Source organism: Erythrobacter sp. (assembly GCF_036351135.1).
In the GTDB taxonomy this organism is placed as follows: Bacteria; Pseudomonadota; Alphaproteobacteria; order Sphingomonadales; family Sphingomonadaceae; genus Erythrobacter.
The window spans coordinates 74,203-86,865 of record NZ_JAZBON010000017.1 but is presented as its reverse complement, the minus strand read 5'-3'; the positions used below and the strand labels follow the sequence as shown (position 1 = coordinate 86,865).

The 12,663-nt window shown below is 63.7% G+C and carries 10 protein-coding genes; 6 read left to right on the top strand and 4 right to left on the bottom strand.

Going from position 1 to position 12,663, the window contains the following annotated elements:
- Nucleotides 1–3 precede the first annotated feature (3 nt).
- On the bottom strand, nt 4–477 hold the full coding sequence (locus V2I30_RS05110) for a DUF3429 domain-containing protein (RefSeq protein WP_330661000.1): 474 nt from the start codon (nt 475–477) through the stop codon (nt 4–6).
- 83 nt (nt 478–560) lie between these two features.
- On the opposite strand from V2I30_RS05110, the gene V2I30_RS05105 reads away from it, so the two are divergent.
- The 3 genes from V2I30_RS05105 (at nt 561) to V2I30_RS05095 (ending at nt 3,201) form a co-directional block, all read left to right on the top strand.
- Nucleotides 561–1,337, top strand: a complete 777-nt coding sequence (locus V2I30_RS05105) for an SDR family NAD(P)-dependent oxidoreductase (protein WP_330660999.1) — start codon at nt 561–563, stop codon at nt 1,335–1,337.
- Between the two features lie 144 nt (nt 1,338–1,481).
- A complete protein-coding gene (locus tag V2I30_RS05100; protein ID WP_330660998.1) occupies nt 1,482–1,664 on the top strand; it encodes a YqaE/Pmp3 family membrane protein in 183 nt (60 codons plus the stop codon).
- 151 nt (nt 1,665–1,815) lie between these two features.
- The gene (locus tag V2I30_RS05095) at nt 1,816–3,201 is read left to right on the top strand and encodes an ABC1 kinase family protein (protein ID WP_330660997.1); all 1,386 of its coding nucleotides are present in this window, start codon (nt 1,816–1,818) and stop codon (nt 3,199–3,201) included.
- Between the two features lie 12 nt (nt 3,202–3,213).
- Here V2I30_RS05095 and V2I30_RS05090 read toward each other — a convergent pair whose 3' ends face one another.
- On the bottom strand, nt 3,214–4,971 hold the full coding sequence (locus V2I30_RS05090) for a DUF885 domain-containing protein (RefSeq protein WP_330660996.1): 1,758 nt from the start codon (nt 4,969–4,971) through the stop codon (nt 3,214–3,216).
- A gap of 90 nt (nt 4,972–5,061) precedes the next feature.
- Here V2I30_RS05090 and V2I30_RS05085 point away from each other — a divergent pair, with 90 nt between their 5' ends.
- Complete coding sequence (locus tag V2I30_RS05085) at nt 5,062–5,517, top strand: low molecular weight protein-tyrosine-phosphatase (protein WP_330661092.1); 456 nt, start codon at nt 5,062–5,064, stop codon at nt 5,515–5,517.
- Nucleotides 5,518–5,547: 30 nt separating this feature from the next.
- Here V2I30_RS05085 and recG read toward each other — a convergent pair whose 3' ends face one another.
- Complete coding sequence (recG, locus tag V2I30_RS05080; protein ID WP_330660995.1) at nt 5,548–7,623, bottom strand: ATP-dependent DNA helicase RecG; 2,076 nt, start codon at nt 7,621–7,623, stop codon at nt 5,548–5,550.
- Between the two features lie 94 nt (nt 7,624–7,717).
- On the opposite strand from recG, the gene V2I30_RS05075 reads away from it, so the two are divergent.
- Together V2I30_RS05075 and mfd are read left to right on the top strand one after the other, a co-directional pair.
- Nucleotides 7,718–7,999: an FAD assembly factor SdhE gene (locus V2I30_RS05075; protein ID WP_330660994.1), complete on the top strand. Its 282-nt coding sequence runs from the start codon at nt 7,718–7,720 to the stop codon at nt 7,997–7,999.
- A gap of 145 nt (nt 8,000–8,144) precedes the next feature.
- Nucleotides 8,145–11,648, top strand: a complete 3,504-nt coding sequence (gene mfd / locus V2I30_RS05070; RefSeq protein WP_330660993.1) for a transcription-repair coupling factor — start codon at nt 8,145–8,147, stop codon at nt 11,646–11,648.
- Nucleotides 11,649–11,681: 33 nt separating this feature from the next.
- Here mfd and V2I30_RS05065 read toward each other — a convergent pair whose 3' ends face one another.
- Nucleotides 11,682–12,539: an EAL domain-containing protein gene (locus V2I30_RS05065; RefSeq protein WP_330660992.1), complete on the bottom strand. Its 858-nt coding sequence runs from the start codon at nt 12,537–12,539 to the stop codon at nt 11,682–11,684.
- Nucleotides 12,540–12,663: the final 124 nt, after the last annotated feature.

The following is a 12,663-nucleotide window of genomic DNA, read 5'->3' as shown; positions in this document are numbered from 1 at the left end:
CTCTTAAGGCGCCGCAACGGGCGTCATCAGCATCATCGCCAGCAGGCCCAGCGCGACGGTCAGCGCGCCCAGCCCCAGCGAAAGATGCCATCGCAGCCGCAGGAAATCCGGCGCGGCGTAGCCGAGAACGCGATCCACCAGCGGGCTTAGCGTGATGAAGGCGCCGATATAGAGGAGCGCCGGACCCGGCCATTCCCATCCAAGGCTCCAAGGAAGGAAGAGCGCGACGGAGATGAGACTGGGCATGACCGCAAGGATGTAAGCACCGGCTCCGCCACGACCGCTCTGAAGGGCCTGGCCCCACCAAACGCCACCCAGAAAACTGAAGATCGCGGCTGCGTAGGCGAAACCGCCGGCCAGCGCGGTATAGGCATATTCATGCCCGATCGCCGCGAGCGCAACGCACAGGGTCTGAGGCAGCAGTCCGGCATAGCCGAGCCAGCGCGCGGGCGAAGTAAGCGTGGGGGATGCGTCCATTGCGGAAAGAACCGCAGGCGGAGCGTTGCGGTTCCCGAAAGCCCGGTTGCGAGCGAACCGCTTTTGCGCCACTTCCCCTCTTGATGAACCTTTTCGACCTCGAAGGCCGTGTTGCCATCGTCACCGGCGGAAGCGCTGGCATCGGCCTTTCCATGGGCCGCGGTCTCGTGAAGGCGGGCGCGCATGTCGCTATCTGGGCGCGCGATGCGCAAAAGAATGCCATAGCGACGCGCGAACTCGAAGCGCTCGGCGGCAAGGGCGAGGTGCTCGCGCTCGAATGCGATGTCGCGAGCGAGGAAGCGATCGCCGTGGCGATGGAGGCGACGCTGACGCGGTTCGGCCGGGTCGATGCCGCCTTTGCCAATGCCGGGCGTTCGGGCGAGGGAACGCGCATTCCCGACATGACACGCGAGGGCTGGGACGCGGTGATAGCGGTGAATGCGCGCGGGCCTGCGCTGGTCTACAAATATGCCTCGCGCCATATGATCGAGCGGGCCGAAGCCGGCGACCCGGGCGGCAAGCTCATCGCGACCTCCTCCGCGCAGTCGATCATGGGAGTGAACAAGAGCAGCGATTATGCCGCTTCAAAGGCAGCGGTGAACGGCCTCACCCGCGGCGCCGCCTTCGAACTGGCGCGCTACAGGATCAACGCAAACGCTCTTTTGTTCGGCTATTACGAGACCGATCTCACCGCGTCTGCCGATCCGCGTTTCGGCGAATGGATTGCGCGGCGCATACCGCTGCGTCGCTTTGGCGATCACGCCGGGCTCGAAGGCTTGGCGGTGTTTTTCGCCTCATCGCATTCGGATTACATCACTGGGCAATGCCTGCCGGTAGACGGGGGGATTTCGATCAGTTGAAAATTTGTAAACGCATGAGGCAAGGTCCTGGTCTGAAAGCGGATTATCGGAACCTTACCGCCCCTACTCCGTTGATATAGTGAACGATGGCGAACAATCGCCAACAATCGCCGAAGATCCAAACTCTAAACGGAGCCCGCAAACATGCTCGAACTTCTTGCTCTTATCGCCACGATTTTCATTCCCCCGCTCGGTGTCGCCCTGAAGAAGGGTTTGAGCACCGACTTCTGGATCAACCTCGTGCTGACGCTGCTGTTCTTCGTCCCCGGCCTGATCCACGCAATCTACGTGAACTACCTCAGGGGTGGATCGACCGCGGTCGCATAACCTGACAATCTTACCCGATCTTATCGATCGAGCGGCTGCGGCCCGGATACCTCAAGGAGGTCCGGGCCGTAGTCGTTTGTACGGCCGAAACGGCACCAACCGCGTAGCTCGCATGTTGGGCTTTCCCGATCCGCTCCCTACCTAGACGCCTATGGCCGACGACAACTTCGAGAACCCGCCCGAAAACAATGCCCGCGATCGCTCGCGCGAGCGCTCCGTTCCCTCCGGACGTATGGCGCGGCTCGGCACTTTCGGAGGTCTGGTGGGCGGAGTGGTCGGCGGAATGGCGGCGGAAGGCGCGCGTCGCCTTTCGAGCGGCGAGCGGGTCTCTGCGCGCGACCTAATCCTCACGCCTGGCAATGTCCGGCGGATGACCGACAAGCTTTCCCATCTGCGCGGGGCGGCGATGAAGATGGGGCAGATGATCAGCCTCGATTCGGGAGATGTCCTACCGCCCGAGCTTGCCGAAATCCTAGCCCGTCTTCGCGATCAGGCGAATTTCATGCCCACCCGCCAGCTCGACAAGGTGCTGCGCGAGGAATGGGGCGCCGACTGGCGCCACCAATTCAAATGGTTCAACCCACGCCCGATCGCCGCCGCCAGCATCGGTCAGGTGCACAAGGCAATGACCCGCGATGGCGAAGAGCTTGCGATCAAGGTGCAATATCCCGGCGTTGCCAAGAGCATCGACAGCGATGTCGATAACGTCATGACTCTGCTGCGCGTTGCCGGATTCGCCCCGCCCGAGCTCGAGATCGACAAGCTGCTCGCCTCGGCGAAAAAACAGCTGCACGAGGAAGCCGACTATTCGCGTGAAGGCGCGCAGATGGAGCTTTATCGCGAGCAGCTCGCCGATACGCCCGGTTTCGTGGTCCCGCGCCTGCATGAGGAACTGACCCGCGGGTCGATCCTCGCCATGAGTTTCGAAGAAGGCGTCCCGATCGAGCGGCTGGAGGAAGAAGCGCCCGAGCGCCGCGATACCGCTTTCGGCAATCTCCTGCGGCTGGTGACACGCGAATTATTCGACTTCGGCGTCATGCAGACCGATCCCAACTTCGCCAATTTCCGCTACCGGCCCTCCACCGGAGAGATCGTGCTGCTCGACTTCGGCGCCTGCCGCCCGGTCGATCCGGCGGTCGCCAATGGCTACCGTGAAATGCTGATCGCCGGCCTGGAAGGAAATCGCGAGGAAGTCCTGACTGCGACGATCGCAGCCGGCTTCATGATGCCTATCGTTGCCGAGCGTCACCCTGATCGGGTCGCGCGGATGATTGACATCGTCGTCGAGCAAATGCGCGCCGATGCCCCCTTCGACTTCGCCGATCGCGGCTTCGTTCACCTGCTGCGCGAGGAAGGCTATGCCATCGCGCAGGACAAGCAGACTTGGTCCTTCCCCCCGGTCGAGACACTGTTCGTCCAGCGCAAGGTTTCTGGCATTGCGCTGCTCGGCACGCGTCTGAAGGCAAAAGTCAATTTGCGGCGCATCGTCGAGGAAGAGCTCGCACGGACGGAGCCTTACGAGGTGACGCCAAGCTGATCGGCTCGCGAATCATTCCGCCAGTTCCTGCGCGATCCAGCGGTCGACATGCGCTTCCAACACCGAAAGCGGGATCGCGCCGTTCTCCAGCACCGTATCGTGAAAATCGCGGAGGTCGAATTCGCTACCCAGCGCCTCTTCCGCCCGTGTGCGCAACTCGCGGATCTTCAACTCGCCGATCTTGTAGGCGAGCGCCTGACCCGGCCAGGTCATATAGCGATTGACCTCGGCATCAATATTCCCCGGCGAAAGCGCGGTGTTGTCGAGCATGTAATCCACCGCCCGCTGTTTCGACCAACCTTTGGCGTGGATGCCCGTATCGACGACCAAGCGCGCCGCGCGCCACATCTCGTAGGACAGCCGTCCCATTTCCTTCGCGGGCGTGTCGTACAGCCCCATCTCGATGCCCAAACGCTCTGAATAGAGCCCCCAGCCTTCGACGAAGGCGGTGAAATAGGTGCCGCTGGCACGCAGAGGATGGATGTCGAGCTCCTGCTGAAGTGCGATCTGGTGATGATGACCGGGCACCGCCTCGTGTACGCCGAGCGCGGGCAATTCCCACAAAGGTCGCTGATCGAGCTCGGTCAGGTTCAGGCGATAGATGCCCGCCGCTCCCGTCTCCAGCGAGCCCGGTTCGTAATAGGCCGTCGTATTGCCGGGCGCGAGCGCCGCCGGGATCGGTTCGACGGTGTAGGGCTGGCGCGGGAGCCGGCCGAAAAGCTTGGGCATCCAGCCGTCGATCTCTTTCGCCAGCGCTTGTGTGAAGCGCAGATATTCTTGCGGATCGGTCATGTAATAGCGCGGATCGGTGCGCAGATGCTCGATATAGGCCTCGCGCGTGTCGAAGCCCGCTTCAGCGGCGACCTCCTCCATCTCTGCCCGAATCCGCGCGACTTCGGACAGGCCAAGCTGATGCACCTCTTCGGCGCTCATCTCGGTCGTGGTGAAACTTCTTACCCGGTGATCGTAATATTCGGCCCCGCCCGGCGTTGCGAGCACGCCCGGTGTACCGCTGCGGCAATCGGGTGCATATTCCTCTGTGTAGAAGCTGGCGAATTCTATGTAAGCGGGCATCACAGCGTTTTCGAGCGCGGCGCGCGCCTCTTCCTTCAGCCGCTGCCAGTCGATATCGGGGATGGCGGCGGGCCGCTCGCCGGCAAAGGGCCGCCAGAACGGCGTTGCGGTGACGTCCTCGACAATCTGCTGGCGCACCTGATCTTCGAAGCCCGCCATCGGTTCGCAAGGCTGCGTCAGCCCCCGCGCGATCGCCTCGCGGCTGCGCTCAATCCCTGCATCGTTGACCGCGCCGAACGCACCGAGTCGGGCGACATAGCTTTCGTAATCGGCGAGCGTGAAGAAGGGCGAGCGATAGGGCAGCGACCCGAAGCCGGTGAACCATCCGCCGCGATTGGTGAACAAAATGAAGCGCGAGTGATCGTGCTCCGCTCCCGCAATCCGATCCTCGAACGCGCTTCTCAGGACCGCGTAATCGACCTGCAGTTCCTCGGTCAGTCCCTCCGGGTCGATCGCCTCCAGCCGCTCGAGAAAGGCGCGCGTTTCGGCAATCTGGCGATCATATTCGGCGAGCGAGAGATCGCCCAGCTTCCCGTCCCCGCTCCGATCGCCGACGGTGGTTGCAAGCGTCGGCGACGCATCCAGGGTCGCCCGCCAGACCTCCTCGCGCAACGCCTCGTAATCCTTGACCGGTCCGGCATGCAGCGAAGTCAGGGGCAAGCAGGAAAGGACAAGACCAAGGACTATCGCACGCATTCTTACGCTCCGGATTGGCGGTTCTTCGCCCTTGTTTCGTTCGGGCGCGCCGAATAATGAAACGCCATCGTGGGAAATGACAAGGCAAACATTTCTGTTCTGTTCGTGTGCCTCGGCAATATTTGCCGCTCACCCATGGCCGAAGGTGCCCTGCGCGCGGCCACCGCGAAGGCGGGACTGACCATAGACATCGATTCGGCGGGCACCGCGGATTACCATATCGGCCAGCCGCCCGATCGCCGCGCCATCGCCACCGCAGCGCGCCATGGCGTCGACATTTGGGACCTGCGCGGGCGCCAATTGTCGGAAGGCGATTTCGACCGCTTCACCCACATCTTCGCGATGGATAAAGCCAATCTGGCTGGAATAAAGGCGCGTGCCCCGCGCGAGAGCCGCGGCCGGATCGCGCTCTTGTGCGACGTGTTCGAAGGGCGCGATGGCGAAGCGGTCCCGGATCCCTATCATGGCGACGAGGCGGCATTCGAAGCCGTCTGGAAAACGGTCGACGAGGCGGCCCAGACGATTGTGAAGCAGCTGCGCACCTGAAGCCTCGGGGCGACCGGCGCGAGGCGGCGGTCATCCTCCCCGCAACAATTGCACCCCCCAATCGCGTTCGAACAGATATAGCATTGTGCGCGCCGCCTCGCCCCGGTCGCTCGTCAATCCGCCGTCCCGGTCCATCAAGAGTCGCGCGTCGCTATGCGCGACCGGGAGAAGGCGCTGAACCTGATCGAGATCGGCAAGCCGAAAGGCCGCCTCCCCCGACTGCCGCGTACCCAGCAATTCACCTCCGCCGCGCAGTTCGAGATCCTTTTCGGCGAGCTCGAACCCATCTTGAGAATCCTTCACGAAGGCGAGCCGTTTCCTGCCGGTCTCGGACAGTTCGTCGCCGCGCAGCAACACGCATCGGCTCTTCCCGGAGCCGCGCCCGACCCGCCCGCGCAGCTGGTGCAATTGCGCGAGCCCGAAACGCTCGGCCTGTTCGATGACCATCAGCGTCGCGTTCGGCACGTCGACCCCGACCTCGATCACCGTCGTCGCCACCAACAGCTTCGCACCACCGCTGGCGAAGCGTTCCATGTTCGCGTCCTTCACCTCCGGCGCTTGCTGTCCATGAACGAGAACCACGTCCTCGCCGAATGCTTCGCGCAGGGCGGCATAGCGCGCTTCGGCAGCGGCGAGATCGGCGGCTTCGTAGGAGCCGCTCGCCTCGCGGACCATCGGGCACACCCAGAACGCCTGCTGCCCCCCTGCCAGATGGCGTCCGACCGCGGCGACCATTTCCTCGAGCCGGCTCTGCGGAAAGACCAGCGTCTCGATGGCCTGCCGCCCCGGGGGAAGCTCGTCGAGGCGACTTACATCCATCTCGCCATATTGCGCGAGCGTCAGACTGCGCGGGATCGGCGTCGCGGTCATCGCCAGCGTATGCGGTGCCCGCCTGCCCTTGCTGGCGAGTGAGAGGCGCTGCTGCACGCCGAACCGATGTTGTTCGTCGATCACGATGAGGCCGAGATCGCGGTAGGCGACGCTGTCCTGAAAGATCGCATGGGTGCCGACGAGGATGTCGATCGACCCATCCATCAGACCCATCAGCAAACCCTCGCGCTCGCGCCCTTTGGCCCGGCCCGTCAACAGCGCGATTTCGGCGCCGGTGGGGGCGGCCATCGCGCGCAGGGTTTCGAAATGCTGGCGGGCGAGAAGTTCAGTGGGCGCGAGGAGAGCTGCCTGTTTGCCCGCTTCGACCGCGATCAGCATAGCTGCGAGCGCCACCACCGTCTTGCCCGCACCGACATCGCCCTGAAGCAGCCGCAACATGGGCGCTTCCTGGGCGAGATCGCCCTCGATCTCAGTGATCGAGCGTTTCTGCGCGCCCGTCAACTCGAAGGGCAGCTCGAGTTTCGCCCGCAGGCTCCCGTCGCCGAAAAGCGCCTGACCGCGGCGCCGTCGTCCCTCGGCCCGGACCAGCAATAGCGCCAGGCTGTTTGCTAGGAGTTCATCATAAGCGAGCCGGTCGCGCGCGCTCTCGTTCTCGCCCTTATGCGCAAGATGCAATGCATCGCGCCAGCCCGGCCAACCTTCCCGCTCCAGCTGCCCAGGCTCGATCCATTCGGCGAGTTCGGGAAGGCGCGCGAGCGATTGCTTCGCAAGCGATGCGAGCTTTGGTTGGGTCAGCCCTTCGGACAAGGCGTAGACAGGTTCGACCATCCGACCGAGATGCGCACTGCTGTCCTCCTCGACATGTTCGGGATGAACGATCTGGAGCATATCGCCATAGCGCTCGAGCTTGCCGGCAACCCAGCGCCGCTCTCCCACGGGCAGCTGTTTTTTCGCGCCGTAAGAGGCGCGCCCGAAATAGGTCAGCGCGCAAATATTGCCCACCGCATCCTGCGCCAGCACGCGGAACGGTCCGCGCCCGGGATTGCGGGCGGCGCGATGCTCGGTCGGGGTGAGCGCGACGATAATCTGTTCGCCTTCGCCCGCCTCGTCGAGATCGGCGATCGCCCGCCGCGTGACAAAGCGTTCGGGCAAGTGATAGGCGATGTCGCGGATGCGCGCGAGGCCGAGCTTCTCGAGCGGTTTTGCAAGCTTGGGTCCGACTCCATCGAGGCTCTCGCTCTCGGCGAAGAGGGGATTGAGAATTTCGGGGCGCATGGCGAAACGTCGCTATCACCGCCCTTTCCTCATTGCGAGCGGCGCGAGGCGATGACGAGTTGATGACGAGCGTCCGAACAATTATGCCCGGACCATGACCGACACTCCGCCCCCCATGTCCACCCGCCTCGCCAGAGCCAAATTTCGCGCCTGGCATCGCGGGACGCGCGAAGCCGACTACATGATCGGCGGCTTCTTCGATCGCTACGCGCATGAGTGGGGCGAGGCGGAGATGGACTGGTTCGAGGATCTGCTGGCCGAGGACGATGTCAACGTCATGGCATGGGGGCTCAAGACCCAGCCCGTGCCCGAACGCTTTCAGGGCGAACTGATCGAGCGGATGCAGCGGCTCGACTACGTCGATATTCCGGGTTAGCGGCGCGCGACGCACTGCTCCTTCGGTCGCTGGAAGGCGGCCTGCTGGGCTGCGCAACAGACCGCCAAGCAATACCCGTACAGAGCCGCCAAGCCCCTTCTAGGCGACCACGGGAAAGAAAACGACGCCGAGACCTTCTATAGAAATGCCCGACCTTTCCCGCATCTTGAACGCGGACGCTCCGCTTACCCTCGCCTCGCTTCCCCGCGGCGCGCAGCCGCTCGTCCTGAGCGATCTAGCGCGCGCGGCGAAGAAACGCGCGGTTTTCATCGCGCCCGACGACGGAGCAATGCGCTCGCTTGCCGATGCCGCCCGTTTCTTCGCACCCGAGATCGAGGTTCTCGAATTCCCCGCCTGGGACTGCCTGCCCTATGATCGCGCCTCGCCCGCTTTGTCGGTCAGCGCCGCGCGTCTTTCCGCCCTGTTTCGCCTGCAGCGTCCCACGGGCGGCTCGCAGCTGCTCGTCACCACCATAAATGCCGTCCTGCAACGTGTCCTCACCCCGTTCCGCATTCGAGAAAGCGTACGCGAGTTCAAACCGGCCACGTCGATCGGCCATGACAGTTTAGCTGCGCTCCTCACCCGTCAGGGCTATTCGCGCACCGACACGGTGATCGATCATGGCGAGTTCGCAGTGCGCGGGTCGATCGTCGATATTTTCCCCTCATCGCTCGATCAGGGATTGCGGCTCGATTTCTTCGGCGACGAGCTCGAAAGCCTGCGTCTGTTCGATCCGAGCACCCAGCGTTCGACGGGCACGCTGGATAGGCATCTGCTGCTGCCCGCTTCCGAGGCATTGATCGACGACGATTCGATCAAGCGCTTCCGCACCCGCTACCGCGAGCGGTTCGGCGCGGGGGCGACGCAGGATCCGCTTTACGAAGCGGTCAGCGACGGCCGGCGGCTCGCCGGTATGGAGCACTGGCTGCCGCTGTTCGAGGAGCGGCTCGCGACCTTGTTCGACCATTTGCCCAATGACGACGTCGTGGTGATCGACCAGTCGGCGCTCGCGGCAGCGGATGAGCGACTGTCTGACATACGCGACTATCACGATCAGCGCGGCAAGGTCGCAAGCGACAAGACCGGCAGCTATCGCCCGCTCGAAACGGACGCGCTCTATCTTGGCGAGGACGAGTTCAAGGCGGCGCTCGGCAATGCCCCCGCCCACCGCGCGAGCGTGTTTACAGCGCCGGAAGGCGATGCGGCGGTGGATTTCGGCTTCAAGGCAGCGCGCGATTTCGCCCCCGAAAGGACGCGCGGCGCCAACGTCTACGAAGCCGCCGCCGCGCATTTCGCCGAGATCGCGAAGCAGGGACGCAAGAGCCTGTTCGCCGCTTATTCCCCCGGCAGCCGTTCGCGCATTGCTTCGATCCTCGAAGAGGCTGGTACGTCCACCGTTCAGGCCGACAATTGGCAGGAAGCGCTGAGCCTCGCAGCCAAAGGCAAGACCGCCACCATGGTCCTGCCGCTCGACACCGGTTTCGCCAACGACGAGATGGCGTTGCTTACGGAGCAGGACGTGCTCGGCGATCGGCTGGTGCGCCGCAAGAAGAAACGCAAGGATTCGGACGCCTTCCTCGCCGAGCTTCAAGCGCTCGCGAAAGGCGACCTCGTGGTCCATGTCGAACATGGCATCGGCAAGTATCTCGGGCTCGACCCGGTGCCGGTGGGCAAAAGCAAGCACGATTGCGTCGCGCTCGAATATCGCGGCGGCGACAAGCTCTTCATTCCGGTCGAGAACATCGACGTGCTCTCGCGTTACGGTTCGTCCGAGGAAAGCGTCCCGCTCGACAGGTTGGGGGGCGAGGCCTGGCAGAAGCGCCGCTCCAAGCTCAAGGAACGCATCACCGCGATTGCGGGCGAGCTGATGGAGGTCGCGGCGCAGCGCGCGCTGAAAAAGGCGCCGGTATTCGAGGCCGAGGAAGCAAGTTACAACCAGTTCGTCGACCGTTTCCCCTGGGAGGAAACCGACGATCAAGACGCCGCCATTGCCGACGTCCTGCGCGATCTTGAAAGCGGGCGCCCGATGGACCGGCTGGTCTGCGGCGATGTCGGCTTCGGTAAGACGGAGGTCGCGCTGCGCGCAGCTTTCGTCGCGGCGATGAACGGGCAACAGGTCGCGATGGTCGCCCCGACGACGCTGCTTGCGCGTCAGCACTACCAGAATTTCGTCCAGCGCTTCGATGGCTTTCCGCTCAAGATCGGTCGCCTTTCGCGGCTCGTCTCGTCCAAGGAAATGGCGGAAACGCGCGAGGGGCTGGCGAATGGCGATATCGATATCGTCGTCGGCACCCATGCGATCCTGTCCAAATCGACCAAATTCGCCAATCTCGGTTTAGTCATCGTCGACGAGGAACAGCGTTTTGGGGTCACCCACAAGGAGAAGCTCAAGACGCTGCGTGCCGACGTGCACATGCTGACGCTGACCGCGACGCCGATCCCGCGCACGCTGCAAATGGCGATGACGGGTCTGCGCGAGCTTTCCACCATCCAGACCCCGCCGGTCGATCGCCTCGCGGTGCGGACCTATGTGATGGAGTGGGACGACATGGTGATGCGTGAGGCGCTGCTGCGCGAACATCACCGCGGCGGCCAGAGCTTCATCGTCGTGCCGCGCATATCCGACATGGAACAGCTCGAGGAATGGCTGCGCGAACATGTGCCCGAGGTGAAGTCGATCACCGCCCACGGCCAGATGAGTGCCGGCGAGATCGAGGAGCGGATGAGCGCCTTTTACGAAGGCAAATACGAGGTTCTGCTTTCGACGACGATCGTCGAGAGCGGGCTCGATCTGCCAAGCGCCAACACCATCATCATACACCGCGCCGATATTTTCGGCCTCGCTCAGCTCTACCAACTGCGCGGGCGGGTCGGCCGCGCAAAACTGCGCGCCTATGCCTATCTCACTTACGAGAAGGACGTGCAGCTTTCCGAGGTCGCGGAAAAACGGCTCAAGGTACTGAGCGATCTCGATTCGCTTGGTGCGGGCTTCCAACTCGCGAGCCACGATCTCGACATCCGCGGCGCGGGCAACCTTCTGGGCGACGAGCAATCGGGCCATATCCGCGAGGTCGGCTTCGAACTCTATCAGTCGATGCTCGAGGACGCGATCCTGGAAGCCAAGGCAGGCGCGATGGGATTGAAGAAGAAGGAGGACGCTTTCAGCCCCCAGATCACCGTCGATGCGCCGATCATGATCCCGGAGGATTACGTCCCCGACCTCGCCGTGCGTATGGCGCTGTATCGCCGTCTCAATCAAGCGCAGGACAAGGCGGAGATCGAGAGCCTTGCCGCGGAAATGATCGACCGCTTCGGCGACCTGCCGCAGCCGACCAAGAACCTCGTCAAGCTGATCGAGATCAAGGATCAGGCGATCTCCGCCCATATCGCCAAGATCGACGTCGGTGCGCGCGGCACGCTCGTCACCTTCCACAAGGACGATTTTCCCGACGGCCCGGGCCTTATCGCCTATGTCGACAAGCTCAACGAAGGCCGCGACGGCACCGCCAAGCTTCGCCCGGACATGAAACTCGTCATAAACCGCGCCTGGGGTGACCCGCAAAGTCGGCTAAACGGCCTGTTTCAGCTGACCAAGGGCCTCGGTCGCATCGCGCAGAAGCACCAGAAGGCGGAGAAGCAGGCGGCTTAGGTTCGATTTGAACCGGGCAAGCAGGCCCAGAACCTAACCGTGGCCCGCCCCGCGCGCTGTCTTCGCGAGTGCCAGCACCTCGCCGCTTCTCATCGGAGCCGCGCGCAGAAAACCCTGCCAAAAATCGCAGCCTTCGGAAGTGATCGTCGCACGCTGAACGTCGCTCTCGATACCCTCAGCATAGATCGCAAGGTCCAGCGCCTTGCCGAGCGCAATGATCGCGCGCAGCACAGCCAGCGCCTTTGCATCGCTGGGCACGTCGTCGACCATAATCTTGTCGAGCTTGAGCGCATCGAGCGGCAATTCGCGCAGGTAACGGAAGTTGCAGAAGCCCGCGCCGAAATCATCGAGCGCTGTGCGGAAGCCAAGGGCGCGCAGGGCGCCGAGCGCAGCCGAAGCCTGTTCGACATTGCGCACAAGTAGGTCTTCGGTGATTTCAAGAGTCAGCCGGGCCGGTGCGATGTCGCTCTTTGCGATGAGGGCGGCGAAATCGGCGGCGAAGCGCAAATCGCCCAATTCCTCAGGCGTGATGTTCAGCGACAGGCTGAGCTGTTGCGGCCAGCGGCTCGCCTCCTCGAGCGCGCGGGCAACGACATGGCGCGACAGCGGCGCGACCAGCGCAGCGCGCTCGGCGATGGCGAAGAGGTCGCGCGCGCCAATCTCGCCCAGCGTCGGGTGCTGCCAACGCGCCAGCGCCTCCGCCCCGACCATGGCGCCGCCGCGGCAGGCAAACTGTGGCTGGAACAGCACTTCGATCTCGCGCCGATCGAGCGCGCGTAGCAAATCGGCGTCGAGCGCCTCGCGCTTCACACCGGGAAATTCGCCCCGCACCGGCCCGCGCAGCGACGCGGAGGAAGCGGGTTTGGTGAAGGAGTTGCGACCTCGTTCCATGGCGTTGCCCATTATGCGCGCGAGGCGACAAAAGCGCCAGCCGATTGCAATCCGACCGATTATGGAACATCAGGATGACCGCGTAGCGCCGCCGCCGGGCGAAGGGACCCGAGGCGGGAATATG